At 34.5% G+C, this 24009-nt stretch carries 31 protein-coding genes, 1 riboswitch and 1 other annotated feature (1 of these 33 running past the window's edge); of the genes, 12 read left to right on the plus strand and 19 right to left on the minus strand.

Annotated features, from left to right (window positions below; all coding sequences use genetic code 11):
- Window positions 1-3 (minus strand) — a binding site (T-box leader) (it extends 241 nt beyond the left edge of the window).
- A 279-nt stretch (window positions 4-282) separates the two neighbouring features.
- Both ACIQ38_RS13940 and ACIQ38_RS13945 read left to right on the plus strand, forming a co-directional pair.
- Entirely contained in the window at window positions 283-1035 is a 753-nt protein-coding gene (locus ACIQ38_RS13940) for a MerR family transcriptional regulator (RefSeq protein WP_402823928.1), read from the plus strand.
- A gap of 1 nt (window position 1036) precedes the next feature.
- Window positions 1037-1696: a VC0807 family protein gene (locus ACIQ38_RS13945; RefSeq protein WP_402823930.1), complete on the plus strand. Its 660-nt coding sequence runs from the start codon at window positions 1037-1039 to the stop codon at window positions 1694-1696.
- An 82-nt stretch (window positions 1697-1778) separates the two neighbouring features.
- Here the strand turns inward: ACIQ38_RS13945 and ACIQ38_RS13950 are convergent, their stop codons facing one another.
- Together ACIQ38_RS13950 and ACIQ38_RS13955 are read right to left on the minus strand one after the other, a co-directional pair.
- A complete protein-coding gene (locus ACIQ38_RS13950; protein ID WP_402823933.1) occupies window positions 1779-1913 on the minus strand; it encodes a hypothetical protein in 135 nt (44 codons plus the stop codon).
- Window position 1914: 1 nt separating this feature from the next.
- Entirely contained in the window at window positions 1915-3216 is a 1302-nt protein-coding gene (locus ACIQ38_RS13955) for a helix-turn-helix domain-containing protein (RefSeq protein ID WP_402823936.1), read from the minus strand.
- Window positions 3217-3723: 507 nt separating this feature from the next.
- On the opposite strand from ACIQ38_RS13955, the gene ACIQ38_RS13960 reads away from it, so the two are divergent.
- The 3 genes from ACIQ38_RS13960 to ACIQ38_RS13970 are packed head-to-tail and all read left to right on the plus strand — an operon-like array spanning window position 3724 to window position 4639.
- Entirely contained in the window at window positions 3724-4248 is a 525-nt protein-coding gene (locus tag ACIQ38_RS13960) for a sigma-70 family RNA polymerase sigma factor (RefSeq protein WP_402823939.1), read from the plus strand.
- Window positions 4241-4414 carry a YvrJ family protein gene (locus ACIQ38_RS13965; RefSeq protein ID WP_402823942.1) on the plus strand — a complete coding sequence of 58 codons (174 nt, stop codon included), beginning with the start codon at window positions 4241-4243 and terminating at the stop codon, window positions 4412-4414. Before ACIQ38_RS13960 ends, ACIQ38_RS13965 begins: the two co-directional genes overlap by 8 nt.
- Window positions 4415-4639, plus strand: coding sequence for a hypothetical protein (locus ACIQ38_RS13970; protein WP_402823945.1), 225 nt, complete (start codon window positions 4415-4417; stop codon window positions 4637-4639).
- Between the two features lie 424 nt (window positions 4640-5063).
- On the opposite strand, the gene ACIQ38_RS13975 is transcribed toward ACIQ38_RS13970, so the two are convergent.
- The gene (locus tag ACIQ38_RS13975) at window positions 5064-5618 is read right to left on the minus strand and encodes a helix-turn-helix domain-containing protein (RefSeq protein WP_402823948.1); all 555 of its coding nucleotides are present in this window, start codon (window positions 5616-5618) and stop codon (window positions 5064-5066) included.
- 121 nt (window positions 5619-5739) lie between these two features.
- On the opposite strand from ACIQ38_RS13975, the gene ACIQ38_RS13980 reads away from it, so the two are divergent.
- The gene (locus ACIQ38_RS13980; RefSeq protein WP_402823950.1) at window positions 5740-6699 is read left to right on the plus strand and encodes a PLP-dependent cysteine synthase family protein; all 960 of its coding nucleotides are present in this window, start codon (window positions 5740-5742) and stop codon (window positions 6697-6699) included.
- Window positions 6700-6770: 71 nt separating this feature from the next.
- Here the strand turns inward: ACIQ38_RS13980 and ACIQ38_RS13985 are convergent, their stop codons facing one another.
- A complete protein-coding gene (locus ACIQ38_RS13985) occupies window positions 6771-7313 on the minus strand; it encodes an NADPH-dependent FMN reductase (RefSeq protein ID WP_402823953.1) in 543 nt (180 codons plus the stop codon).
- Between the two features lie 214 nt (window positions 7314-7527).
- Between ACIQ38_RS13985 and ACIQ38_RS13990 the strand changes: the two genes are divergently transcribed.
- On the plus strand, window positions 7528-7761 hold the full coding sequence (locus tag ACIQ38_RS13990; RefSeq protein WP_402823956.1) for a PepSY domain-containing protein: 234 nt from the start codon (window positions 7528-7530) through the stop codon (window positions 7759-7761).
- Between the two features lie 52 nt (window positions 7762-7813).
- Here ACIQ38_RS13990 and ACIQ38_RS13995 read toward each other — a convergent pair whose 3' ends face one another.
- From ACIQ38_RS13995 to ACIQ38_RS14005, 3 genes are all read right to left on the minus strand, one after another.
- Window positions 7814-8464, minus strand: a complete 651-nt coding sequence (locus tag ACIQ38_RS13995) for a hypothetical protein (RefSeq protein WP_402823959.1) — start codon at window positions 8462-8464, stop codon at window positions 7814-7816.
- A 116-nt stretch (window positions 8465-8580) separates the two neighbouring features.
- Complete coding sequence (locus ACIQ38_RS14000; RefSeq protein WP_402823962.1) at window positions 8581-9213, minus strand: DUF4652 domain-containing protein; 633 nt, start codon at window positions 9211-9213, stop codon at window positions 8581-8583.
- A 41-nt stretch (window positions 9214-9254) separates the two neighbouring features.
- Complete coding sequence (locus ACIQ38_RS14005) at window positions 9255-9857, minus strand: histidine phosphatase family protein (protein WP_402824456.1); 603 nt, start codon at window positions 9855-9857, stop codon at window positions 9255-9257.
- A 164-nt stretch (window positions 9858-10021) separates the two neighbouring features.
- On the opposite strand from ACIQ38_RS14005, the gene ACIQ38_RS14010 reads away from it, so the two are divergent.
- Window positions 10022-10954, plus strand: coding sequence for an aldo/keto reductase (locus ACIQ38_RS14010; protein WP_402823965.1), 933 nt, complete (start codon window positions 10022-10024; stop codon window positions 10952-10954).
- A 43-nt stretch (window positions 10955-10997) separates the two neighbouring features.
- On the opposite strand, the gene metA is transcribed toward ACIQ38_RS14010, so the two are convergent.
- The 8 genes from metA to ACIQ38_RS14050 all read right to left on the minus strand — a co-directional run bounded on the left by metA (window position 10998) and on the right by ACIQ38_RS14050 (window position 17789).
- A complete protein-coding gene (metA, locus tag ACIQ38_RS14015) occupies window positions 10998-11906 on the minus strand; it encodes a homoserine O-acetyltransferase MetA (protein ID WP_402823966.1) in 909 nt (302 codons plus the stop codon).
- Window positions 11907-11988: 82 nt separating this feature from the next.
- Window positions 11989-12097: riboswitch (SAM riboswitch) on the minus strand.
- 121 nt (window positions 12098-12218) lie between these two features.
- Complete coding sequence (locus ACIQ38_RS14020; protein ID WP_402823969.1) at window positions 12219-12674, minus strand: 5' nucleotidase, NT5C type; 456 nt, start codon at window positions 12672-12674, stop codon at window positions 12219-12221.
- Window positions 12671-14539, minus strand: a complete 1869-nt coding sequence (gene abc-f / locus ACIQ38_RS14025; RefSeq protein WP_402823972.1) for a ribosomal protection-like ABC-F family protein — start codon at window positions 14537-14539, stop codon at window positions 12671-12673. The genes ACIQ38_RS14020 and abc-f overlap by 4 nt, the downstream gene beginning before the upstream one ends.
- 112 nt (window positions 14540-14651) lie before the next feature.
- Window positions 14652-14783: an RAxF-45 family protein gene (locus ACIQ38_RS14030; protein WP_402823974.1), complete on the minus strand. Its 132-nt coding sequence runs from the start codon at window positions 14781-14783 to the stop codon at window positions 14652-14654.
- Window positions 14784-14850: 67 nt separating this feature from the next.
- The gene (locus ACIQ38_RS14035; RefSeq protein WP_402823975.1) at window positions 14851-15078 is read right to left on the minus strand and encodes a hypothetical protein; all 228 of its coding nucleotides are present in this window, start codon (window positions 15076-15078) and stop codon (window positions 14851-14853) included.
- Between the two features lie 97 nt (window positions 15079-15175).
- Window positions 15176-15571 (minus strand): sporulation protein, encoded by a 396-nt coding sequence (locus ACIQ38_RS14040; RefSeq protein WP_402823977.1) that lies wholly within the window; start codon window positions 15569-15571, stop codon window positions 15176-15178.
- Between the two features lie 5 nt (window positions 15572-15576).
- Window positions 15577-16773, minus strand: a complete 1197-nt coding sequence (locus ACIQ38_RS14045) for an AI-2E family transporter (protein WP_402823979.1) — start codon at window positions 16771-16773, stop codon at window positions 15577-15579.
- Between the two features lie 74 nt (window positions 16774-16847).
- Window positions 16848-17789, minus strand: a complete 942-nt coding sequence (locus ACIQ38_RS14050) for an LCP family protein (RefSeq protein WP_402823982.1) — start codon at window positions 17787-17789, stop codon at window positions 16848-16850.
- A 121-nt stretch (window positions 17790-17910) separates the two neighbouring features.
- Here ACIQ38_RS14050 and msrA point away from each other — a divergent pair, with 121 nt between their 5' ends.
- Window positions 17911-18426 carry a peptide-methionine (S)-S-oxide reductase MsrA gene (gene msrA, locus ACIQ38_RS14055; protein WP_402823985.1) on the plus strand — a complete coding sequence of 172 codons (516 nt, stop codon included), beginning with the start codon at window positions 17911-17913 and terminating at the stop codon, window positions 18424-18426.
- 23 nt (window positions 18427-18449) lie between these two features.
- On the opposite strand, the gene ACIQ38_RS14060 is transcribed toward msrA, so the two are convergent.
- Window positions 18450-19796 (minus strand): sensor domain-containing diguanylate cyclase, encoded by a 1347-nt coding sequence (locus ACIQ38_RS14060; protein WP_402823988.1) that lies wholly within the window; start codon window positions 19794-19796, stop codon window positions 18450-18452.
- Between the two features lie 184 nt (window positions 19797-19980).
- Between ACIQ38_RS14060 and ACIQ38_RS14065 the strand changes: the two genes are divergently transcribed.
- Window positions 19981-21585 carry an ABC-F family ATP-binding cassette domain-containing protein gene (locus ACIQ38_RS14065; RefSeq protein WP_402823991.1) on the plus strand — a complete coding sequence of 535 codons (1605 nt, stop codon included), beginning with the start codon at window positions 19981-19983 and terminating at the stop codon, window positions 21583-21585.
- A 26-nt stretch (window positions 21586-21611) separates the two neighbouring features.
- On the opposite strand, the gene ACIQ38_RS14070 is transcribed toward ACIQ38_RS14065, so the two are convergent.
- Window positions 21612-22097 (minus strand): YkvA family protein, encoded by a 486-nt coding sequence (locus tag ACIQ38_RS14070; protein ID WP_402823994.1) that lies wholly within the window; start codon window positions 22095-22097, stop codon window positions 21612-21614.
- A gap of 106 nt (window positions 22098-22203) precedes the next feature.
- On the opposite strand from ACIQ38_RS14070, the gene ACIQ38_RS14075 reads away from it, so the two are divergent.
- A complete protein-coding gene (locus ACIQ38_RS14075; RefSeq protein ID WP_402823997.1) occupies window positions 22204-22842 on the plus strand; it encodes a hypothetical protein in 639 nt (212 codons plus the stop codon).
- 41 nt (window positions 22843-22883) lie between these two features.
- Here ACIQ38_RS14075 and ACIQ38_RS14080 read toward each other — a convergent pair whose 3' ends face one another.
- Both ACIQ38_RS14080 and ACIQ38_RS14085 read right to left on the minus strand, forming a co-directional pair.
- A complete protein-coding gene (locus ACIQ38_RS14080) occupies window positions 22884-23084 on the minus strand; it encodes a cold-shock protein (protein ID WP_142605075.1) in 201 nt (66 codons plus the stop codon).
- Window positions 23085-23276: 192 nt separating this feature from the next.
- The gene (locus ACIQ38_RS14085; protein ID WP_402824002.1) at window positions 23277-23555 is read right to left on the minus strand and encodes a DUF1033 family protein; all 279 of its coding nucleotides are present in this window, start codon (window positions 23553-23555) and stop codon (window positions 23277-23279) included.
- Between the two features lie 160 nt (window positions 23556-23715).
- Here ACIQ38_RS14085 and ACIQ38_RS14090 point away from each other — a divergent pair, with 160 nt between their 5' ends.
- Complete coding sequence (locus ACIQ38_RS14090; RefSeq protein WP_402824004.1) at window positions 23716-23997, plus strand: acylphosphatase; 282 nt, start codon at window positions 23716-23718, stop codon at window positions 23995-23997.
- Window positions 23998-24009 lie beyond the last annotated feature (12 nt).

Genomic DNA, 24009 nt, shown 5'->3' on the forward strand with positions numbered 1-24009 from the left:
TGTATGGTTTTATTATTGAAGAATTTAACACAAGTCTAAATAGTTTGTCAACTTAGTATATGCATGATTGTTAAAATTGATCATTTATGAAATAACTAGAATCAGCTATTATTAATCCATTATAAATATTTATAAGAATTTTTTTCAAATATACCCCTTTTAATATTACCGGCTTATACCCTTTTCCTTTTCCAAAATTTCATTTTATTTCGATAAATAACTTGATTCTAACGTAACGTTAGGTTTTATAATGAATGTAGGAACTGGAAATGAGGGATAATTTTGTATTCAATCGGAAATTTAGCTAAATTGAGCAACTCCACCGTAAGGACTCTTCGTTACTACGATGAAATAGGATTGTTAACTCCTTCCCATTTGAGTGAGGGTGGACATCGATATTACGAGGAAAAGGATGTCATCAAACTGCAATATATAAAGATTTTGAAGGAAATAGGATTTAGTCTAATAACGATACGAGAAATGTTAGAGCATCAGCATTTAAGTCATAAAGATGCGCTGTCCATGCAATTAAAAGTATTGGAACTGGAGAAAGAGCGTATCGAGGAACGCTCACGCTCCATTCGATATTTACTTCAACTAAGTGAATTTGAGGAGCTTGCCAATTGGAAAGATGTATTCGATCGTATTCCTATGAAATCCTCTCCTGCTCCTATAGAAGTATATGAGGGAATTTGGAATAACTATTTTTCAAAAGAAGAAGTTCAACTCTTTAAGGATTTGCCTAAGATTGGGGATGATACCGAAACAATACACATTTATACTACATTAATAAAGGATATTAGACAAAATATCCACATTGATATTACAAGTTCAAAAGCTCAAGATTTGGCAAGTAGATGGATTGATTTACTTGAAAGAGATTTTAAAGGGAATTTTAAATTAGCTGAAAAAGTATGGAATAAACAAAAAGAAGTAAAAGGTGGTATTGGATTTTATCAATTTGATCCAGCTATTGTAAACTTTATAGAAGAGGCAATTGCTCATTATTTAAAAGCAAATTCCCAAGGACAGTAATATGAAAATAAATTATATATTAGTAGAGTTAATTGTATATTTAGGACTTCCTTATGTTATTTGGACACATGGCAGAAGTTTTATCGGTGATTATTATGCGATGTTATTCTCTACAATTCCAGCAATAGTCTACACTATTTATCGATTTATGAAAGATCGTCAATTCAATATGATTGGAGTATTTATTATTTCTTCCCTTTTACTTAGCTCTCTACTTGATTTACTTGCTGGGTCTGCCCTTCAAATGCTATGGAATTCTGTTTTTTTGAGCTATGGATTTACTTTAATCTATATTTTTTCCATGATTATTCAAAAACCATTAGCCATATACCTAGCGGTTGAATTTATGTATTTACAAGGTTATCCGCGAGAAAAAAGTAAAAAGCTTTATTTCATGAAAGGAAATGTGAAGTTATTTCAGTTGGTTACTGCTATTTTTGTTGTTCGGGGTCTAATCATGAACTCCATCATGGTCTGGCTAATTATTAATCACGGTGTGGATGCGTTCATGCATTTAATTATCCTTAGAAAAGCACTTGGATTTGTATTTTCAGGCCTAATATTTATCGGATTCTTGTTTGCTGGAAATAAAGCGATGCAGTTAATAAAGGAGCAAGATATTGGGTGCTCAAAGCCTGTTGAAACAGTGGAAGCCGAGTAAAATGCTAGGCCACTCAAAAGCTACTCATCAGCCCTAAAAAGCTAATGAGTAGCTGCATCACGTATTATTATCAACAAAACATTTATAGAAAGGAACTATAATCGATAGATGTAGGTCTAGGCGCTTCTTCCTCTGCAATATTACTAGTGTTTGTAGTAAAACTTAGTGATAAGATAAAAGCCAATGACAACCATAGAAATACACTTTTCTTTTTCATTTCACAAATCCTCCCATTTCGTAATAAAATTTTGTTTAAACAGAATATGAATTGATTTTTGATAATACAAATCAGCTGCTTTAAACTTACTTTCTTTAAAGTAGTAATTTGCTAGTAAAATGGAATACTTTTGTACATGTCGATCGTCATGGTTCATCTCGAAATGATTTATTGCTTTTTTAAGTACTACTTCCAACTCATCAGATACAGAATGGAGCGCTCTATAAATTTCTAAGTGCCATTTGTAAGAATGGTATTCCATATTCCACTTTACTTCTTCTAATAACTTGAACCCTTTTTCACACCAGCTAAGCACTTCACTCTGATTATTTTGCTTAGAATATTCCTTGATTATCGAAAGAATAGTTATCAAATACCCTTCCGGATTGTAATTCTCTTCCTTACTTTTCAAACTGAGTTTATAGTACTCAATTGCTTGAACATGATTCTCTTGAATTGCATATAATGAGCCTATATTTTGATAAATCATCCCTTCATAATTAAAGACTTTATAGTCTATCACCAGCTTTTTGGCTAGATTATAATTTTTTTCTGCTTCTTTGTACTTTCTCATTTTTTTATATGCCATCCCTATAACGATATAGCTATCAATAGCTCTTTCAAATAAGAGATTGTCTTTATAATACATAAGAGATTTTGATGCATAATTGATCGTGTTAAAAAATTCATTACATTTAAAATAAATTAAACTAAGCACATTGTGAAAATCTGCTACTTCCCACTCTTCATTGGATACATTATTTACGAATAAGAGTGAGCCCTCTAATTTACTTAATGCTTTCGAATACTCACCATTCAAATAATAATAAAGACCTAGATTTAAATTACTGATGAATCTTTGCTTTTCATCAAAATTATCTTCCGAATTACTAATCACAGCCAATGTAGATTGTAGCACTTCTTTCTTTTCATTCAGTATTAACCTTAGCCGAAACATATAAAGGTGATAAGTATAATAATTTTTTAGTTGTAAAAAGTAAGTTTTTTGACCAGAAAAATTATGCAATGTTCCCCTGATCGATTCCTTATCCCTCTTAATAATTGCCTCTTTATACAATTCATAAAAAGCATCTATAAACTTGTTTTCCTCTTCATTTGGTAATTTATCTATTTCTAAATTTAGCCTTTTTAACAATAAATTTATTACATCTTCACTCGGAACAGTTGAATTATTCTCAATTTTACTGAGATAGGAAGTAGAACAGATTCCTTTTGCCAATACTGACTGTTTGATTTTTTGGTTTACTCTCTCTTGCTTGATGGTGTAACCTATGCTACTCATTTTCCCCACCCCTTAGAACGTAGTAGATATATTAGTTCTTTAAGAAAAGTAAGATACCTTTAACAATCGTTCGACCTATTACGACAATAAGCTAATGAGAAGGTTCAGTGAAGTGATGAACGGGTTTAATATATAGATATGTCAACCATCCAAAAAATATTAGATAATAATAAAATTTCCTTCTTTTATGAAATTTGAAGAATTTATATAAAAATAATAATGAATAATAAATGATATTTCCCAACTTATTTTTGTACTAAACGCGTATATTTTCTAGTAATATTTAGGAAAGAACAATTACTTTTTACTAAATATATATTTTATTTAATTATACCATATAGAGTATAAAGTCCTGTGAAAATTAATAAATATTTTTCTAAAGAAATGGTTGTTTAAAATCAGATAAAATCCCCTTTATAGGACAAGATATATCTTACCTAGGAAGCAACGCATTATTTTCTCACACCAAATCAGAAAGAAAATTCCAATTTGTGAAGGAGTGAAAAAATGAGTTCCGAAAAACAGAAGATAATTCAAGAATTCTTAAAATGCCCTTCCAACCAAACACTTCTGGAAGAGTTCAAAAATACTCATTCAGAACAAATAAAACAAAAAATTGACTATAAATTTAAACAGTATTATCAAAACTACAGAATAATATCCTACCTAATAAAAGTTTTACACTTCGAAAGTAAACATTTTGATAAAAAAATGCGCACCCATAATCATAGATACCAATTAATCCTCACAAGTGATTTAGAAAACGTAAACTTTTCTCCAATTAACTTCGAGAAATCCTATTCCGATTCGATTGATTTTTCTCATGACCTTGCCGACCATATATCTGACGATAGATTATTTAATAGTTTCAAAAAACTAACAGGGAGACAACGTGAAATACTTTCACTTGTATATATAAGGCAAATGACAGATAAAGAAATTGCTCAACATTTAGGTATTACACAACAAGCTGTCTCAAAGACTAGAAAAAATGTAATAAAAAAAATTAGAAAGGAGAATACACATGATTGATGCAGGGAACATTGTACAATTAATTGGCAACTTTGGATTTCCTATTGTCGTATCTATTTATTTATTGCACCGCTTTGAAAATAAAATAGAATCTCTTGAAAATGCGATTCACAGCATTGAGAATGTCGTTAATAGTAGAATGGAAAAAAGAAAAGGAGGGGAATAAATGAGCGAAATAGACATTCTTGCGATTTTAAAACAACTAGAACCTAAAATGCAAAGTGTATTATTTCAAACAAGTAATGACTACAGAGAAGACTTAGAGCAAGATTTAAAAGAACGTATGATCAAAATTATAAAAAATAATATTAACCTTGAAGTCCCAGGATTTTTTGACTTCATAGGAGAAGAACAGATGCAAGACTATTCCGGAATGCTAACGAGGTGCTGAAAAAATTTTAGATTTATTATTTGTTAAGTTGACTAAGACACTAGCACGACAATTCAACTTCTGTGCCCCCCATATTCGAATATGAACTGCACCATAGCTGTTAGTATAAACTAACATTTGTAGGTGCAGTTCTTATATTTTTTACTAGTATCAAGATTATGTCTTGTTCAGAAACAATATAATCAACAGCTCCTGCAAGGTTAAACGAGTGCTCATACCACCGTCCAGTGTTTTTTGGGTAGACTTTTTCAAGTAATTCAGTGACATAGGCTCTAACTGTTATATATTTCATAAGCCACTTTGAATAGTAAATTTATTAAGGAATTGTTTAAAATGTTTGACCTCTTTCATTATTTGATTGGGTTGCGTAATAAATTCAGCCGTTTGATAATCGTTTTGCGAAAAATTACGTACACTACATTAATTAACTCGGATAATGTATCAACACTGTACATTTCAAAATACCATTCCCATTATTCCGATAAATATGGTTTCTATCTGCTTGGAAAGTAATAGCATCCTCCCTATCCACTACGTATGTCTCTACACCAACAACAATCTCTAGCGCGCCTTCATTGACAAATATATATTCTTCCACTCCTGGATTATGTGCTTCAGACTTATGTTCACACCCAGGTTCAAGTGTTATTGCAAAGACTTCAAATTGCTTTTCGACATTAAATGGAACTAGTGGATAGACTCGATATTTGCCATTACTTTCTAATAACGGATTAAGTTCATTCTTTTTTATGATAGAAACAGATGGACTATCTCCACTTATGAGCGTGGAAAATGACAATCGTAAACCATTCGCTATCTTCCACAGAGTAGTGACCGTTGGATTGGATTCTCCCCTTTCAATTTGCCCTAACATCGTTTTACTTACGCCAGTTAATTCTGAAGTTTTATCTAAGCTTATATTTCTTTCTTTTCTAACACGGTTAAGGTTTTTCCCGATATTTTGATTAATTTGATCCATTTTTAATCCTCCAATAAAAAACGTTATATTGTACAATCAGACGTTATAGTTTACCATAGTCATTATAAAGCACAAATGTGCTTTATAATGACTATCATACAAGAAAAGGGGAAACTTATCTATGATAAACAATTCAATGTTCGCAGGTATTCATCAAGTTATCGGTAACACTCCTATGGTTCATTTGTCTAGAATAACAGAAGGATTAAAAGGAAATATTTTTGCGAAACTGGAGTATTTGAATCCTGGATTTAGCAAAAAAGATCGAATCGGATTACAAATAATTGAAGAGGCAGAAAAGGCAGGCATGCTTGAGCCTGGTCAAACTGTTGTAGAACTAACAAGCGGTAATACAGGAACGGGACTTGCTATTGTATGTGGAGTAAAAGGATATAAATTCGTTGCTGTCATGTCTAAAGGAAATTCTTTGGAACGAGCACGAATGATGAGAGCGCTTGGAGCAGAAGTAGTTCTTGTTGACCAACTCCCCGAGTCTCCTGCTGGACAAGTATCTGGCGATGATTTAGCAAAAGTGGAAGAAGTCGCACAACAAATAACAAGCGAGAGAAATGCTTTTCGGGCCGATCAATTTAATCATATTGGTAATATTCATGCACATGAATATTACACTGGTGAAGAAATGTGGAAGCAAGCAAACGGAGAAATAGACGTCTTTCTTGATTTTGCTGGTTCTGGAGGAACTTTTACAGGATGTGCAAAAGCATTAAGAAAGCATAAGCCAGACATACGATGTTATTTAGTGGAGCCAGACACCACTCCCTACTATTCCAATAAAAAACCAACAAACCCTAATCACAAAATACAAGGTGGAGGATATTCAATGGAATTGCCGCTTTTAGATAAGGACCTAGTGACGGACTATATTCATATTACAGATGATGAAGCCACCAAGGTTGCCAGAGAACTAGCAATAAAAGAAGGTATATTTGCAGGCTTTTCTTCAGGAGCGAATGTGGCTGCAGCTTTGAAGCTATTGAAAGGTACGGAAAAAGGAGCAAATATTGTTTTAACTATAAATGACTCTGGTCTGAAGTATTTAAGTACAGATTTATATGAATGATTAACTCGACAAAACCTATATGCCAGTTCATAAAAAGCTCCCTTATACATTTGTATAAGGGAACCGATTTATTATACGTATTGTTTCATCCACTCTTGGAAATTTTTAATCACAGTATCTAAAAATTGGATTGTCGATTCGTCTGTCAAATTACCTGCTTCATCAAATTTTGTATGTGCAGCGCCTACATATACTTCGTTCATCGGTAATAATGGAGAGTTTAAACCACTTGCGAATAAAATATCGCGTAAATGCATTTGTGCTTTTACTGTTCCTAAAACTCCCATGGAAGCACCCATAATGATAGACGGTTTACCATTCATCACTTTATCTACACGACTCATCCAGTCAATAGCGTTACCAAGCACACCTGGAATAGTTGAATTATATTCTGGTGTTACCCAAAGTACCGCATCAGCTTCTTTTACTTTAGCTTTAAAGTCAAGGACTACTTGTGGTGCTTCAAGTTCGATATCTTGATCATACATTGGTAAATCACGTAAGCTTAAAATTTCAAGATCAAATTGATCTGCATAACGCTTTTGCACATGCTGTGCTAATTTTAAATTGTATGAATCCTTGCGAATACTTCCGACAATTGCTACTACTTTCATTTCTGTTTCCTCCTGAGGTCTGTTAGACAAAAAGTTTAAAATAAAATTGTTGCTTCTTAACATCAATATAAGAATATTAACAACATTTTTATTCTATAGCATTTCTCTTGAAATCAAAAATTATTTGCTTAGGATAAATTCTTAATACATTCACCGATGTTCAATCGCCTACATACAGTAGAAAGACTTATGGTAAATGAGGAGGAGCTTTTCATTGGTTAACCCTATGAATGGACAGCGAATTACAATTGAGCAAGCAATGCAAAATGCGAGACAGCAAGTGCCAGGGCAAGTAATCCATGTGGATTTAGATATGGAAAATGGACTTTTAGTGTATGAAGTATTTATTTCCACAGCTACAGGTAAAGTTTATCAAGTGGATGTCAATGCGAAAACAGGTGCAATAGTCGACATTGATCAAGAAAGTAGTATGTTCTTTAATAGATGAATGACAAAAAAGTAATCCATCGGAATTTTCTTAGATGGATTACTTTTTTGTGTCATGTAATTGATTTAAGAATGGAAGAACTCAATGCATCCATTGGATTAATAATAGTTTTCGAAATCTCGCGTTCAATCTGCTTAGCAGCCTTTACCATCGATAATTGGGCAACAGAGATTTCTTTCTTTTCATCATGTATGATTTTTCGCATGTAATTACAGATTAATCGGTTGTATTCATCATTTAGCCCCTGCATTAACAAATCAAAGGTGCCTTCAATCACAATGACTTCTATGTCTAAAGTTTTTTGTTTAGCTTTCGCATAATCCTTTAATCGGTTCATTGTACCTTCTACTGTAGCTGGATTTGTAAAAAGGATTACTTGTGGTTTGTCCAATTGACAAATAACCTCAAAAAAAGGTTCATCCATTTTAATGATAGGAATGGAAAAGGAAATATCCTCTTCGTTTAATAGTGCAATATAATTTGTACAAGTTATGAGAATAGCATCGACATTACTCTGTGCTATCCATTCCATTTGCTCTTTTACTTTCATCCGTGCATCTATTGGTTGGAAGTTTTCATCATAAGTTACTCTGTTCATAAGACCCGGATCAACAAAATGCATTAATTCAATTTTATAGTGCGATAATGCACTTTCTATATATTCTGTATTTGAATGATGGGCGTGCAAGCATGCTAGCTTCATTTTATCTCTTCCATTTCTCCTGTTTATTAAAAGATTCGTGTGCACTTCACTGGTTTCATTGAGTGGCTCGTCTATATTAAAATAGCAAGTCATCTGTGCGATTATTCAAGGATGGATTACTTATTTGCAGCTTTGCTTTTAGGAAGTGGAATTCTTATTTCCTCGATATGACTTTCTTTCTCCTCATAGTTATCACTGTCATATACATGTTTTTTATAGGTGAATGTACCATCGTTATTTACTTTGGCTGCCATTATTTCTTCATTCTCTAATAGATCTTCAATAATTGGGGTAACGGTGTTGTTCTTTATATTTAGTTTGTATAGTTTCCCACCGGTCGTAACCGTGCCATAAGCATAACCTATGATGACAAATAGGCGATTTTCATCTATCCATTCTATATATTTAGGGGTATATTGACTGAACTCGTTATTTTTCAACTGGTAGATTGTTGTTTTTTTCGTTTGGAGGTTTTCGATGACGAGTACTGCTTCGCCTTCTTCTATTGCCGGATCTCCTTTTCCTTCAATGGTCGCTTGTTGTACACCTTTAGAAGACTTTTTCCATTCTGAATGAAAAGACGGTTCATAATTTGTTACTACCTTAGCGTTGAACTGTGAAGGGGTATTTTCTATTTCTTTACTAAAAACAGAAGGCGTTATAAAAATACTAATAGCAAGTAAACTAAAAAAAGCAAGTATCGTCTTATTTACAATTTTTTGTTTCAGCTGCTGTTCATTTTTCAACATGTATAAATCCCCCCGCTCATTTTTTTCAACATCTATCAGAGTTAATCTATCGTTGTATATTTTGTATGGCCAATGTTTGATAAGCTTACTTCTTGCGGATTTATTCTTATAACGTCAACAAGACTGTTTTTATTAAAAGTAAGTTTATATATATCAGGCATGGCAAGTTCCTCCCAGAAGCGAACATCGAATTGTGGATCAAAATAATTCATGATGAGCACCATGATGTTACCATGTGTCCCGATTGCGATGTTTTGACCTTCGTACTTGTCCAGAACTTGAAGAGTTGCCTCTACACCTCTTTTTTGGGCAATATGACTGGACTCGCCACCTTCTAATGAAAAATCAAAATCTGCCCATACTTGCGAAATCGCTTCGTTAAAATCTGGTACGGGATGTTCCGAAAGCAAGCGTTCACGAAAGCCATCTATCAATTCTATTTCTTTTCCAATCAATTCTGCGATACCTTCGACAGTCTGAATGGCTCTTTTATATGGACTTGAAATGACATGATCGATTTGCAACACTTTCGAGAGATTAGTAATTGCTTTTGCGTCTAGCATCCCACGTTCTGACAGCGGTCTGTTAAGTTCGTCTGGTGAATAGATAGAATGTGCGTGTCTAAAGAAATATAAATTTGTAATCAAAATATTAGCTCCTATTCTTTTAATCTTCTATACAATACTATTCGTCATAGAGAAGAAAGATTCCTTTAATCTCATAAATTAGGACACATTGCTTTGAGCTTATCTTTAATATTGATATGATTATCGTGTAAGTATTCAGAAAAAGGAGTTGTTTTACTAGAATGGTAGCTAAAGTAGAAATCGGCAAAACAGGATTATTTGTAAATCCGGTTGGATTAGGTACAAACGCTGTCGGCGGACATAATCTATTTCCAAATTTAAACGATGAAACTGGAAAAGAGATTGTTCGCACAGCCATTAATAATGGAATTGACTTTTTGGATACGGCTTTCATTTATGGTAAAGGGAGATCGGAAGAGTTAATTGGTGAAGTATTAAAAGAAGGTAAGAATCGTCACGACATTATATTAGCTTCAAAAGGTGCGCATAAATTAGAGGACGGACAAGTATTAATAGACAACTCTCCTCAGTTTTTAAGAGAAACGGTGGAGAATAGTTTGCGTAGCCTTCAAACAGACTACATCGATCTATTTTATATACATTATCCAGATGAAAATACGCCAAAAGCAGAAGCAATCGGCACACTTCATCGCTTAAAAGAAGAAGGAAAAATACGGGCCATCGGAGTATCGAATTTTAATTTGGAACAATTAAAAGAAGGCAATCAGGATGGATATATTGATGTGCTACAATCAGGTTACAATTTACTAAAACGGGATGCAGAAAATGAATTTCTACCATATACGATAGAGCATAATATCTCGTTTATCCCTTATTTCCCCCTAGCATCTGGTTTACTTACTGGAAAATTTGATAAAAATAGTACATTCGAAGATGGTCGTTCCAAAAATCCATTGTTCCAAGGCGAAGTTTTCGTTCATAACTTAGATAAAGTAGAACAGCTGCGTCACATCGCTCATGATAAAAACGTAGGAGTTTCCAATATTGTGCTTGCCTGGTATTTATCACAAGCTGGTATCGATGTAATAATTCCTGGAGCGAAAAAACCTGAGCAAGTATTAGATAATCTTCAAACATTAGAAGTTCAACTTTCCACTGATGAGATTGCGGAAATTGATCGTATTTTTAAATAATCAAAAGCACAGAGCGGTATTTCGCTCTGTGCTTTTCTGTTGTTTATTCCCATTCGTAAGGTGTTTCTTGGTAGACATAATAGTTCAACCAGTTGGAAAATAATAAATGCGTATGGGAACGCCATGTATTTAATGGAGCTTTGGATGGGTCATTATTCGGAAAATAATTTTCTGGTACGTCGATGTCAATTCCCTTTTCCAGATCACGGTTATATTCATCTGCTAAAGTTGTTGCATCATACTCTAAATGGCCAGTAACCATAATATGTTTTTCGTCTTTGGAAATGATCAGAAAAACGCCCGCATCGTCAGATTTGGAAAGTATGTTAAGTCTCGGATCATTTTTAATTTCGTCATAAGAAATGGATGTATAACGAGACACCGGAGCGTTAAAAACATCGTTAAATCCCCGTACAAGATTAACTGTTAGATCAGATAAACGATGATCGAACACACCAAAGCACTTCTTTGGTAAGTCGTATTTATCAATTCCATAATGATGGTATAAAGCAGCTTGCGCTCCCCAACAAATATGGAAAACAGATGTAACATTCGTTTTTGTCCAATCCATAATTTTCGTCATTTCATCCCAATAATTCACCTCTTCAAATTGTAGATGCTCAATTGGTGCCCCAGTAATAATCATACCATCGAATTTACGTTGCTTGATCTCTTCAAAGGTTGTATAAAATGTATCTAAATGCGTTTTACTTACATTTTTAGATTCATGTGAAGCCATGTTCATAAAAGTAACATTCACTTGTAGTGGTGTATTCCCTAATAGCCTTAATAGTTGCAGTTCTGTTTTCTCTTTTTCAGGCATTAAGTTTAAAATGATGATGTTCATAGGACGGATATCCTGCCCAGTAGCGCGTTCCTCGTCCATTACGAATATTTTTTCTTTTTCTAAGTTTTTTATTGCTGGTAACTGTTTCGGTACATTAATCGGCATTTTTTCCCTCTTCCTTTCTATGTAACATAAAAACCCTCTTTTCTCATGGGATAAGAAAAGAGGGTGTATTGATAGCTCTCAGTTCTTATCTCTCAAGATCAAAAATCTTGTAGGAGTTAGCACCTTTCTGACAATATCAGAGGTTGCTGAAGCTTCACAGGGCCATGTCCCTCTGCTTCTCTTGATAAGAATATTTAATTTGTTTATTTATGTAATCTAGTAAATACTACCATGAGCAAAACATTTATGCAACATTTGAAATTTTATAATAAAAAGCTCTTTTTATTAAATTACACGACAATTAAATGGTGTTTATTTCAAAAAATATCGTTCGACTTCATTCCAACTATTCAATCGTGTAAATCTATTTTCATTCCTATTATGCGGGGCTGTAAATAAAATTCGCTCCCCGCAAAAAACGAAATGCTTTTCATTCAAGAAAGGAAAATGCTTTTTTAACCATTGGTATTTAGGTGCTAATGATGCGGGAAACTCCATAGCCGCCGTAACAATGAAAATATCATATTGCTCACTTAATCGGCGCAATGCCCCTTGACTTCCCTCCATAACATCCAATTCCAGAAAAAAAGATTCCTCCGCCAAATAATCATTCACTTTCTCTTTAAAACGGTGATCTAGCTCAGATAAAAGTTTTCCATGAAGATGATCCGCCGTATAGTTTGAATGAAATTCAGCATTAAATAGCTGTAGACATTTCAAGCTAAAAGCCGAAATTACTTCATCCATATCAATTGCAATGCGTTTCAATTTTCATTCTCCATCCATTTCTCCAATAATTTCTCTAATAGCTGCTCATGTTGGTTTTTAGTTTCTAGTAATCGCTCGTAATTCTCCCAATCATTTTCCAACTCGATTTGACTATTTATTGTATTAATTTCTAATTCTAATGCAGCAATTTCCTCTTCTATTGGTTGAGCATGTTTTATCTTTGTTTGATTGTTCTTTGCTGGTTCCTTTATTTTCACTAAGTTAATAGAAGGGGTTTTCGCTTGTAACTCCTCCCATTTTGCACGAGCCCACTCATATGGACCTTCAAAAGTAGTTAACTGCCCTTGATCTAGCCATACAGTTCTAGGGAATAATTTGTTTAAAAAGTAGCGATCGTGAGAGACAGCCAGTATTGTTCCTTGGAAGTCTTCCATAGCATCTTCCAATACTTCTCTAGAATCTATATCTAGATGATTCGTCGGTTCATCTAACATCAATAAATTGATATCTTGATGCATAAGCTGAGCAAGGCGAAGACGCATTCGTTCTCCCCCGCTTAAATCACCTACTCGTTTAAACACATCGGGTCCGTAAAACATAAATTTAGCTAATATGTGGCGGGCATCCCCTTCAACGACGTTTACTTCACTGCGAAACACATCGATTAGTCGAGCTTTCGGATCTGCAATAAGGAAATGCTGTGAAAGAAAGCCAACACGAACATTGCTACCGAGTCGAGCTATTCCTTTATCAACTGGTACTTCTCCTCGTATTAAATTTAAAATCGTCGACTTACCAGTTCCATTACGCCCGACAATCGCCACCCTGTCCTTCCAATATACATGCAAATTTGCAGCATCAAGTAATATTTTTTCATCGAATGATTTGCACACATCTTCCATGACAATTACTTCTTTACCGCTCCGCTCGGTAGCTTCAAAAGTCAAATCCATCTTTTTTGGATCGATTAGCGGTTTTCTTACCTTTTCCATCCGTTCTAAAGCTCTTTCCATATTTCTCGCTTGGCGATGCAAACCAGGATTTGGAGGAACCGCTTCATTTGCCCATTGTCTTAATCGTTTAATCGCTTCTCTCATTTTCTTTATCTTTTTTTGTTGTTCCTCGTATGCTTGAAACTCTCGGGTGAGTCGCTCTTCTTTTTCGAGAGTAAAGGCAGAGTAATTTCCATGATAGACCGTTAATTCGCCTTCCTCTAAGTCCGCTACTTTAGTGACGACTTGGTCTAAAAAGTAGCGATCATGCGAAATGATGACAACTGTACCACTATAATTAACTAAATATTCCTCTAACCATTCCACCGCAAATAGATCTAAATGATTCGTTGGCTCATCGAGTAACAGTAAATCTGGTTGTGTAAGTAAAAGTTTCCCTAACAATATCTTCGTCTGTTCGCCGCCACTTAAACTCGAAAATGATTGATACACAAAGCCAGACAATTGAAGACCTTGTATAACTTTTTCTATTTCTGTTTCTATTTGATATCCCCCAAGATTCACGAATGCTTCTTGGGCATCACCATAACTTTGAAGTAATTTATCCATTTCTTCTGGCTTTGCACTGGACATTTTAACTTCCAGATCTTTCAGTTTTAATTGTATTTCGTTTAATGTCTGGAAAGCACTATTCAACACATCAAAACCTGTTATGTCAGCCGAAAATAATGGGATTTGCGCCAAATACCCAATCTTCGTTCCTTTTTTAAAATGAATACTTCCTTTATCCGTTGTTTCTATACGTGCAATTAATTTAAATAGCGTCGTCTTTCCTGCGCCGTTTCGTCCAACGATAGCAAGCCTATCTCCTGTTTTGATGGAAAGAGACAGATTTTCAAAAATTGTATTTCCTCCGAGCATTTTACTAATTTCTTGTATTGTACATATCATATTGTTCGCTTCCTTTTCTTTTTAATCAGCTGGAAGCATTTTTCTGCACAAAAAAAGACTGCCTGAAAAGCAGTCTTTTCCATAGATGCATGGTTCAGAAAGAATGACTTTATCAGCTGTGAGATTCATTAAATTTGCTAAAAATGGACAGACTGGTCCCGTTGTCAGCAATTTCATGAGTAATCGCACAAGAAATGGATAAAAATTCCAATATAAATCTATGTGCATTCACAGCGTTTTTCATTCTTTCTTCACCTCCATTCAGTATAGTTAAATTAATAGTATCACGATTTTTCTAATAATTCAATGGATTATTCAGTTGGTTTTTCAAATGTTGGATCATTCATATCATCACCAGTGTCCGGTATACCAAGGTCATTTTCTTGATTTACTTCTTCATTTCCGGTGTTCGGTAAGTCTGTTTCACGGCTATCCATTTGTGTTTCTGGATTTGCGGGATCATTTGAATCTCGATTGTTTCCGCAAGCCGATAGCATGAGTAATGAAACAAGTAACACTAGCGAAATTCTTTTGTTCATTTATTTTCCTCCTATTTTTTCGTTAGGATGTGCTTATTTAGCAGCTTTATACAAAAAAGAAAAACCCCAGCATTTTCACTGGAGTTTACACATTTTCTTATTCTTCTATATCGAAGTAAATTTCATCTTCATCGCTGAACTCTTTGCCATTTTCAAATAAAACAGTCGTTCGTAAAATTAATTTGGAGAATTCCTCTGCTTCATCTGGTATCCATCTTTCATCGGGCATAATTTCAAAAGGAATCATTTGCATATCTTTTGAAGCTACCGATCCCACTAATTCTATCGAATGTTTGGAGATAATTTCAGAAACATGCTCGTTTCTTACTTTAAAAACCTCTAGTTTAATATTCTCAACGGATTCATCATCATGCACACCCTCTATATAAATAGTGCCAGAAAGATTAATACCGTGTTCAATATAAGGATGGTCTACCACCGTATCAATTTTAATCGATTGTACTACTATAGAAGATTCAAACTTCTTTGCCATTACTCTCAATCCACCTTGTTGTTTGTATGCTCATATTGATTTTCTAAATTCGGTTCAAATCTATTATACCGCTTTTTAAATAGAGTATATAGATGCGAAACAATTACTTTCAGTATTGCATATCCTGGAATACCTAATACTACACCGGGTACTCCAAATAATGCGCCTGAAGTAATTAATACAAAAATAATTGTAATCGGATGAACATGGAGTGATTTCCCCATAATTTGTGGAGAGATAAATTTCCCTTCTACAAATTGAACTACTGTCCACACAATTGCAAGTTTTACTAACATCAAAGGATCCGATGACACAAGAGCAATAATAACAGCCGGAGTTATGGCAATGACCGGTCCTAAGTAAGGTACAACACTTGTTACCATAGCAATAACACCAAGAAGTAACGCATAATCCATTCCAATGATCGTAAAACCGATAAATATCATAAACCCGATACACATAGACACCAAAATTTGCCCTTGAATATAGGCACTGATTTGGTTATCAATACTTCGGAAGACAGATTGAAAATCGTCCCGCATGCGTGGTGGAAAAACTTTTATCACAAATCTCGGAAGTTTTTCTCCATCTTTTAGCAAGTAAAAAAGGATAAACGGCACCATGATTATAGATAAAACAAAGCTCGTTACTGCTCCGACAACAGATGTAATGCCAGTTGCTACACTTGTAATTGTGCTTTGAAATAATTTCCCCACTTCTGCAGGAACATTTTTCAACATTTGCATTGCATCTTGTTCAATTTGTAAATAATAGTCCGCTACAAACGAGCTTCTTAAAAAGCTGTCTAAAGAATTCAGTAACTGAATCAGGTAGACAGGTAATTCCTCGACTAACCTAGTAGACTGTGATTTTAAAAATGGAACGACTAAAAATACGAGTAAAGTGATTAATCCAATTAATGCTAGGAAGATGATTAATATACCCCATACTCTCGGAATTTTTATCTTCTCGATCAGTCGCAAAATGGGACGCAATAAATAATATGCTATGACTGCTAGAATAACGGGTAAAACGATGTTACCTAGAAATATCGTTAACGGACTAAAGATAAACGACACTTTACCATATACCATAATTATTAGCCCGATCAACAATATTAAAATAAACGTGAAGAACGTATTACGTCCTCCTAAAAATTTTATGTATCTTGTAGAAAAAAAAGAAGGTTTTTCAGGCTCCACTTTTATCAAACACCCTTTCTTTATATAGTTTATTTTACGGACGAATGAAAAGATTGGCAAATGTTAAAGCATTATTATTTTTCTAAAAAGTCATTGATGGCTTGCTTGTTTTTTTCCTTGTTTATTTCAATGACTGAACCAGCATGTTTATAGCTAGAAAAGGAGTATGTTCCTTCAACTGGTATTGTTAATTTTTCCATTTTTAATTTTCCACTGATAAGTGCATCGACAATGCGTTTTGCTTTATCCGTTCTAGAATAATCTGTTTCGATATACCCTTCAGCAGCTCCTAAAAACTTCGGTGTATTGGATAAGTTTCCAATTGATAAAATTTCGTTTTTTAATGCTTCCATTACTATTTGTTGTCTTGCAACTCGTCCAAAATCACCTTCTGCATCCGCGCGGAACCTCGCATAACCAAGCAGCTCTTTACCTGTTAAGTTTTGCTGGCCTTGGACTAGTGTAACGCCGATTTTCTCTGACATATCTTTTTCCACATTTATCGGGACGCCGTTTGGAGAAAGTATGTCTACAAGTGATTCAAAGCTACTAAAATCGATTAACGCATAATGATGAATCGGTAGATCAAACATTTGTTGAATCGTGTTCTTTAATAATTGAACACCATCTAGATAATAGGCTGTATTCAATTTATACGATTGATAGCCAGGAATATCTGCATATATATCCCGCATAAAGGAAATGACCTTGACATCATTATCTTTTTTATCCCAAGAAACGAGCATCATCGTATCCGAGCGTGCTTGTTTTTGACCTCTTGAGTCTACTCCAAGCACTAATATATTTTCTCGATCTCCTGGTTGTTGCTTATCCCCTTCAAAATCAATCGTTAAATCAACTTCTTTGTTCGCTAATTTGTATCCACTGGAATATTGGATAATTGTATATATTCCACTTACTAATAGAGCTAAAACAAGAAATAACGTAAAGACTCGTCCTACTCGAAGTCTCTTTTTTCGCTTATGTCTTGTTCGTGTTTGTCGTTCTTCTTTCATGTTGAAATCGCTCCTTTATATATTAATAATAACGTATTTTCTACCTTTAAGTTTCGGAATTTTGTACATTTTAGCATCTCATGGTAAAATTCAAAATGCAACAATGGGAGGAATGATAATAATGGAAAAAGCAACATTTGCAGGTGGCTGTTTTTGGTGCATGGTCAAACCATTTGATACATGGGATGGCATACATAAAGTAACTTCTGGCTATATGGGGGGACATGTCGAAAACCCAACATATGAGGACGTAAAAAAAGGGACTTCCGGTCATTTGGAAGTGGTCGAAATTCAATATGATCCGACTATCTTTTCGTACAATGAGCTACTTCAAATATTTTGGCAACAGATTGACCCGACAGATGCAGGAGGTCAGTTCCAAGACCGCGGAGAAAGCTATAAGTCAGCCATATTTGTACATACAGATGAACAACGAGAGCTTGCAGAACAATCGAAAGAACAACTAGCATCAAGTGGCAAGTTTTCTAAACCGATCGTAACAGAAATTAGAGAAGCAAAAATCTTCTACGAAGCAGAAGATTATCACCAAGACTTTTATAAAAAGAGCCCTGACCACTATAAAGAAGATAGAGCACAATCGGGCCGAGACGAATTCATCCAAAAGCATTGGAAGTAAAGAACAGAGCTAGTATATTATTGCTAGCTCTGTTCTTCCTCAAATTTGACAATTAAATCTCTGCCTAATTCTTTTGCTTTATATAATGCCTGATCTGCTTGCTTTATCATTACATCTACTGTAGTATCCACGGCACTATTCGAAATTCCGGCAGAAAATGTAATCATAATGGAATATTTTTTTATCAACAATGGCTTTTTCGCGAAATTTTTCTGCAAGCGCTGCAATATATCTAACGCTTGTACATCTGTTGTTTCAGGAAAGATTATAAAAAACTCTTCCCCTCCCCATCTTCCAACAATATCTTGCCCGCGTACGTTTTGCTGGATAAATGCGGCAAATAACTTTAATGTTTCATCTCCAACTGAATGCCCATACGTATCATTCACTCGCTTGAAAAAATCTAGATCAATGATTGCAATGGAATAGGAATTGTTATTTATATTTTGGGCTTGTTGCGCCTCTTCTAGTTCTTCTAAAATTTTCCTTCTATTAAATAAAGATGTCAACGGATCCGTAATAGAGAGCTCTTTTATTTGTTTCAATAGTATTTCTAACTCTTCATTTCTTTTTAATAGCAGTGCTGCTGTATTTTTTTGCTCTGTAATATCAACATGTGTCCCAATCATTACTTTTTTTAGCTGATAGTCTTGGATGAAAATGATTTTTCCTCGCGACAAAATCCAACGATACGTCCCATTTTTATGAAGCATGCGAAATTCCGACTCATATTTTTCTATTTCTCCAGCAGAATATTGCTCTAATATTGCCCTAGCTTTCTGCAAGTCTTCTACATGCATAAGTCGTTCCCATTCGTCAAATGTATTGGCAATTTCTTTTGGTTCATAGCCAAGCATTCTCTTCCAATCATCCGAATAAAACATGCGATTTTGTCCTGGATCCCATTCCCATACGCCTTCTTCCGCATTTTCTATGGCAACTTGATAGCGGGTAGCTAAAAGTTCTTTTTCATTTAGCTGTTTGATCAATGCCGTTTCATCAATCACATACGTGTACACGGAGCGCAAATTGGATAGTATATCTTCTTCTTGAATATAACTATAGGTACGGATATATCTTACTTGTTTATCTTTTGAATAGATTTCATAGGATTCATACCAAAAGCTATCTTCTTGTTCAATATGCCTTTTCAAGTTGGATATAAAAATGGCTTGATGCTCTTCTATAAAAATATCAATCAATCTTGTCGTTCCATTAATTAGTTCCTCTACAGAATAACCGAATATTGGTTCTACATTTGGCGAAACAAAGTCAATCGGATTCATTTTTTCATCCCAAAACCAGTGCATAAAAATAATAGGTCCCGTTCTTATCGCTTGTTGAAAAGCTCCATGAAAATAATGATTCAATTGACTCACCTCGGTATCATTTTTTATTTCTATTTTACTACTAAATTCCGCTAAAATCCAACATATGACTAATAATTCTGAATATTCTTTATGTAAATATCGATCATTTATTTTGCTTTCAAAATACCTTGTTTCGCGGAATCGTGCTATAATAAGAGCATTGTGAATTTTAGGAGGTACTAGCATGATTGCAGTAAGTAATGTAAGTCTTCGTTTCGGTGATCGTAAATTATTTGAAGACGTAAATATAAAGTTTACACCGGGGAACTGTTACGGTTTAATCGGTGCAAATGGAGCAGGAAAGTCAACATTTATCAAAATTTTATCTGGAGAAATAGAGGCACAAGAAGGTAATGTCATTATGAATCCAGATGAACGTTTAGCGATTCTAAAACAAAACCACTTCGAATATGAAGAATATACAGTTCTAGAAACTGTTATTATGGGACATAAACGTTTGTATGAAGTAATGAACGAAAAAAACGCTATCTACATGAAAGAAGACTTTTCGGATGAAGATGGAATGCGCGCAGCTGAACTAGAAGGTGAATTCGCAGACTTAAATGGTTGGGAAGCAGAATCAGAAGCAGCTATCCTTTTACAAGGTCTAGGTATTCCTGATAGTATGCACCAAAAGAAAATGTCTGAGTTAACTGGTTCTGAAAAAGTAAAAGTGTTGTTATCCCAAGCCCTTTTCGGTAAACCTGATGTTCTTTTACTAGATGAGCCTACCAACCATTTGGACATCAAAGCGATCCAATGGTTAGAAGATTTCTTAATTAACTTTGAAAATACTGTTATTGTCGTTTCCCATGACCGTCATTTCTTAAACAAAGTATGTACGCATATTGCGGACTTAGACTTTAGTAAAATTCAAGTATATGTTGGGAACTATGACTTCTGGTATGAGTCTAGTCAACTTGCATTAAAATTAGCGTCTGATCAAAACAGTAAAAAAGAAGAGAAAATTAAAGAGCTTCAGGCCTTTATCGCACGATTTAGCGCTAATGCTTCTAAGTCTAAACAAGCAACTTCTCGTAAGAAAATGCTCGATAAAATCGAATTAGATGATATTAAACCATCTTCTCGTAAATACCCTTATGTCAATTTCGCGATGAAACGTGAAATTGGAAATGATGTTTTACAAGTACAAGATTTAGGCTATACATTTGAGGGAGAAAAACTATTCTCGAAACTTAACTTTACGTTAAATAAAGAAGATAAAATTATTCTTCTTGGAGATGAGTTAGCAAAATCTGCCTTACTTCGTGTGTTAGCAGAGGAAGAAGAACCACAAGAGGGTTCCATCCGTTGGGGTGTTACAACTACTCGTGCTTACTTCCCGCTTGATAATGCAAAATATTTCCAAGGAAACGAGACTTCTTTAGTAGACTGGTTACGTCAATATTCACCAGATGATGAGAGTGAAACATTCCTACGCGGATTCCTTGGTCGCATGCTATTCTCTGGAGAAGAAGTGAAGAAAAAACCATCCGTACTTTCCGGTGGTGAAAAAGTTCGCTGTATGCTTTCTAAAATGATGCTATCAGAGTCGAATGTACTATTACTAGATGAGCCTACAAACCATTTAGACTTGGAATCTATCCAAGCACTGAATAATGGATTGACTGCGTTTAAAGGTGCTATGATTTTCACATCACATGACCATCAGTTCATTCAAACAATCGCGAATCGTGTAATTGAAATTCGTGAAGACGGGTCGATTCTAGATAAACAGTTAACTTATGATGAATTCCTTGAGTGGAAAGAAGCTCAAAAAATTTCATAATAAAAAAAGCGTGAGACTAATTGTTCTCACGCTTTTTTCTTCTTGATAAATTTGCCGAGCAGTGAACTTGCAGGCAATTTCCCTAGTAGCGAATCACTCGTTTCCGCGATTTTCTTTAATGCATTCAATAATTTTTCATCGCCTGTCCAATGCTCTTCGATTATCTCTGCGGAAAACTTATTTAATAGCATATTTACGACAAAAGTGGCCACTATAATATCATCGATATATCCACCTGGTCCAATTAGCCCTTCTGGTAAAACATCTATAGGAGTAATAAAATAAAGAATTCCACTCCCTATAATAGTTTTACTTTTCGTATCAATTCGATTATCTAATAATGCTTTCACTAGCAAATGAAATAAGTCAGGAGCAAACAATAAATACGGAGTGAGCTTCCCCTTTTTTCCTGTTTTCGATTCTACATATGTTGTTATTTTGGATCTTAATTTTTCATAAAAATCTTGCTGTTCCTCATACGGAGGTAATTCTTTTTTTAGTTCGATATCCATTTTCATCTCTCCTTCCTTATTGTCACTATACCAAAAATTCATCCAATTGAAACGTATTACGATTGTATCCGTCTAATATACAAATAATATTTAAGGAGGAAAACACATGAAAAAGTATCTACTCGTGTTGATCCCAGCACTTTTCCTTATAGCCTGCGGTGCTGAAGAACAGAGCGGGAGTGAACCATCCACTAGCCCTCCTACGGAAAATACAACGACGACTGCTGAAACAAAAGTGAGCTTATCAGATTACTTTATGCCAAATGGCTCAATTGCCAAGTTCAAAGGTGAAGGCAATGAATATGCAACTTATACGTTAACAACAAAGCATTTATATGATAACTATGTCTTAACTTATGAAGATAATGGCGGCACAGTTGTGGAAAGAATTTACTATATTCAAGCCGATAAAGTTAGTTTAATTGCACAAAATGGTGAAGCTTATGACGCTAAAGAACCTTCTCTTGCCGAACTTGAATCTATGCAAGAAATAGAAGTATATTTAGCAACACCGCTTGAAGAAGGTAGAGAATTTAACGGTTGGAAAATTATTTCAACAAATGAGTCGTTAAAAACGGACGTCCAACCATTTGATGATGTCATCCTAATAGAAAAAACAGATGAGCAAGGTGCTATCACAAGAAAATACTTTGCCAAAGACTTTGGGGAGATCAAACGGGAATTTATCATGCAAGAAGGCGATGAAGCTTTTACTGTTACCTCTACATTAGAAAATGTTTTATAAAAAAAGAAGCTCCTCCATTCCGGAGGGCTTCTTTTAAGCTATTAAAGTTTAACTACGTTTGCAGCTTGTGGTCCGCGGTTACCTTCAACCACTTCAAATTCTACTTTTTGTCCTTCTTCAAGTGATTTGAAGCCTTCACCTTGAATTGCAGAGAAGTGTACGAATACATCGTTTTCTCCTTCTACTTCGATAAATCCAAATCCTTTTTCCGCGTTAAACCATTTTACCGTACCTTGTTTCATGTCATTACCTCCAAAAAAAATTAATCAATATGCGAAAAACAAAAATTCACATATCCCATGAAGTACCGACATCACATCGATCACTACATAGGATATGTGAATTACAAATACCGTTTCTCACTTTAAATTGTTATCTAAAGTATACCAGTTGGATAGATATAGTCAACAAGTTTTTTTATTATTCTAAATCGTTTACTTCGGAGTATTCCAAATGATACCATGGTAAATTTGTAATTCATCTTCACATGATTCACAATAACATTGTTCCTTTAATGACCAAAAAGCCCAATATTTATCTTCCTTTACTTGCTCTTTTGGGAACTTTCCCCGAAACTCATCCAATATCATTTTTAAATAATTCAATGCTTCTTCCTCTTGCTCGAACGTCTCTTTTTTTACTATATGTTCTTCCCAGCCTTCAAAGGCCCACCAAGGTTCGTAATCTGCTTTCATATAAATAACTTCAAACATGTTCATCGCCTCTAACATTTATTGTTAACTCATATTGTACTGCTTCAACAAAAAAAGTCTACTCAAATGACTTTTACATGTTGAAAGAATTGAAAATAAGCGAAATATCAGGTAAGTTATAGTTAATACAATTTATATGGCATTCAAAGGAGAAGATAAGTTGAAAAAGCGGGCGCATATTCAAATGCACGGGGATGTAGATGGAGTTGGCTTTCGATTTCTAGTAAAACAAAAAGCACAATCACTTAGTTTAAAAGGTTATTGTAGGCAAAATGAATTACAGGAAATTATCATCGATATAGAAGGCAATGTAAATCAATTAGATGAATTCATCGGCTACATTCAAAAAGGAGTATCCCCTTTATCCAAACAAAATGCTTTTGAAATAGAAATATTCGACCATTTAGTAGGATATACAAAAATGGAAACGGATATCGTCTAAATCGCAAGGAAA

The sequence above is a fragment of the Psychrobacillus sp. NPDC096389 genome (assembly GCF_044762855.1).
Lineage (GTDB): Bacteria > Bacillota > Bacilli > Bacillales_A > Planococcaceae > Psychrobacillus.

Coding starts and splice junctions, on each gene's coding strand:
- ACIQ38_RS14085 (WP_402824002.1), bottom strand. CDS start 23,555: ATGTTTGAAGTTATTTATATGAAAGCAGATTACGAACCTTGGTGGGCC.
- metA (WP_402823966.1), bottom strand. CDS start 11,906: ATGCCGATTAATGTACCGAAACAGTTACCAGCAATAAAAAACTTAGAA.
- ACIQ38_RS13950 (WP_402823933.1), bottom strand. CDS start 1,913: ATGAAAAAGAAAAGTGTATTTCTATGGTTGTCATTGGCTTTTATCTTA.
- abc-f (WP_402823972.1), bottom strand. CDS start 14,539: ATGATATGTACAATACAAGAAATTAGTAAAATGCTCGGAGGAAATACA.
- ACIQ38_RS14000 (WP_402823962.1), bottom strand. CDS start 9,213: ATGTTGAAAAATGAACAGCAGCTGAAACAAAAAATTGTAAATAAGACG.
- ACIQ38_RS14035 (WP_402823975.1), bottom strand. CDS start 15,078: ATGAACAAAAGAATTTCGCTAGTGTTACTTGTTTCATTACTCATGCTA.
- ACIQ38_RS14050 (WP_402823982.1), bottom strand. CDS start 17,789: ATGAAAGAAGAACGACAAACACGAACAAGACATAAGCGAAAAAAGAGA.
- ACIQ38_RS13955 (WP_402823936.1), bottom strand. CDS start 3,216: ATGAGTAGCATAGGTTACACCATCAAGCAAGAGAGAGTAAACCAAAAA.
- ACIQ38_RS14080 (WP_142605075.1), bottom strand. CDS start 23,084: ATGAAACAAGGTACGGTAAAATGGTTTAACGCGGAAAAAGGATTTGGA.
- ACIQ38_RS13960 (WP_402823939.1), top strand. CDS start 3,724: ATGAGTTCCGAAAAACAGAAGATAATTCAAGAATTCTTAAAATGCCCT.
- ACIQ38_RS13980 (WP_402823950.1), top strand. CDS start 5,740: ATGATAAACAATTCAATGTTCGCAGGTATTCATCAAGTTATCGGTAAC.
- ACIQ38_RS13995 (WP_402823959.1), bottom strand. CDS start 8,464: ATGAAGCTAGCATGCTTGCACGCCCATCATTCAAATACAGAATATATA.
- ACIQ38_RS14075 (WP_402823997.1), top strand. CDS start 22,204: ATGAAAAAGTATCTACTCGTGTTGATCCCAGCACTTTTCCTTATAGCC.
- ACIQ38_RS13945 (WP_402823930.1), top strand. CDS start 1,037: ATGAAAATAAATTATATATTAGTAGAGTTAATTGTATATTTAGGACTT.
- ACIQ38_RS13985 (WP_402823953.1), bottom strand. CDS start 7,313: ATGAAAGTAGTAGCAATTGTCGGAAGTATTCGCAAGGATTCATACAAT.
- ACIQ38_RS13970 (WP_402823945.1), top strand. CDS start 4,415: ATGAGCGAAATAGACATTCTTGCGATTTTAAAACAACTAGAACCTAAA.
- ACIQ38_RS14065 (WP_402823991.1), top strand. CDS start 19,981: ATGATTGCAGTAAGTAATGTAAGTCTTCGTTTCGGTGATCGTAAATTA.
- ACIQ38_RS14030 (WP_402823974.1), bottom strand. CDS start 14,783: ATGAAAAACGCTGTGAATGCACATAGATTTATATTGGAATTTTTATCC.
- ACIQ38_RS14070 (WP_402823994.1), bottom strand. CDS start 22,097: ATGGATATCGAACTAAAAAAAGAATTACCTCCGTATGAGGAACAGCAA.
- ACIQ38_RS13965 (WP_402823942.1), top strand. CDS start 4,241: ATGATTGATGCAGGGAACATTGTACAATTAATTGGCAACTTTGGATTT.
- ACIQ38_RS14040 (WP_402823977.1), bottom strand. CDS start 15,571: ATGGCAAAGAAGTTTGAATCTTCTATAGTAGTACAATCGATTAAAATT.
- ACIQ38_RS13975 (WP_402823948.1), bottom strand. CDS start 5,618: ATGGATCAAATTAATCAAAATATCGGGAAAAACCTTAACCGTGTTAGA.
- ACIQ38_RS14010 (WP_402823965.1), top strand. CDS start 10,022: ATGGTAGCTAAAGTAGAAATCGGCAAAACAGGATTATTTGTAAATCCG.
- msrA (WP_402823985.1), top strand. CDS start 17,911: ATGGAAAAAGCAACATTTGCAGGTGGCTGTTTTTGGTGCATGGTCAAA.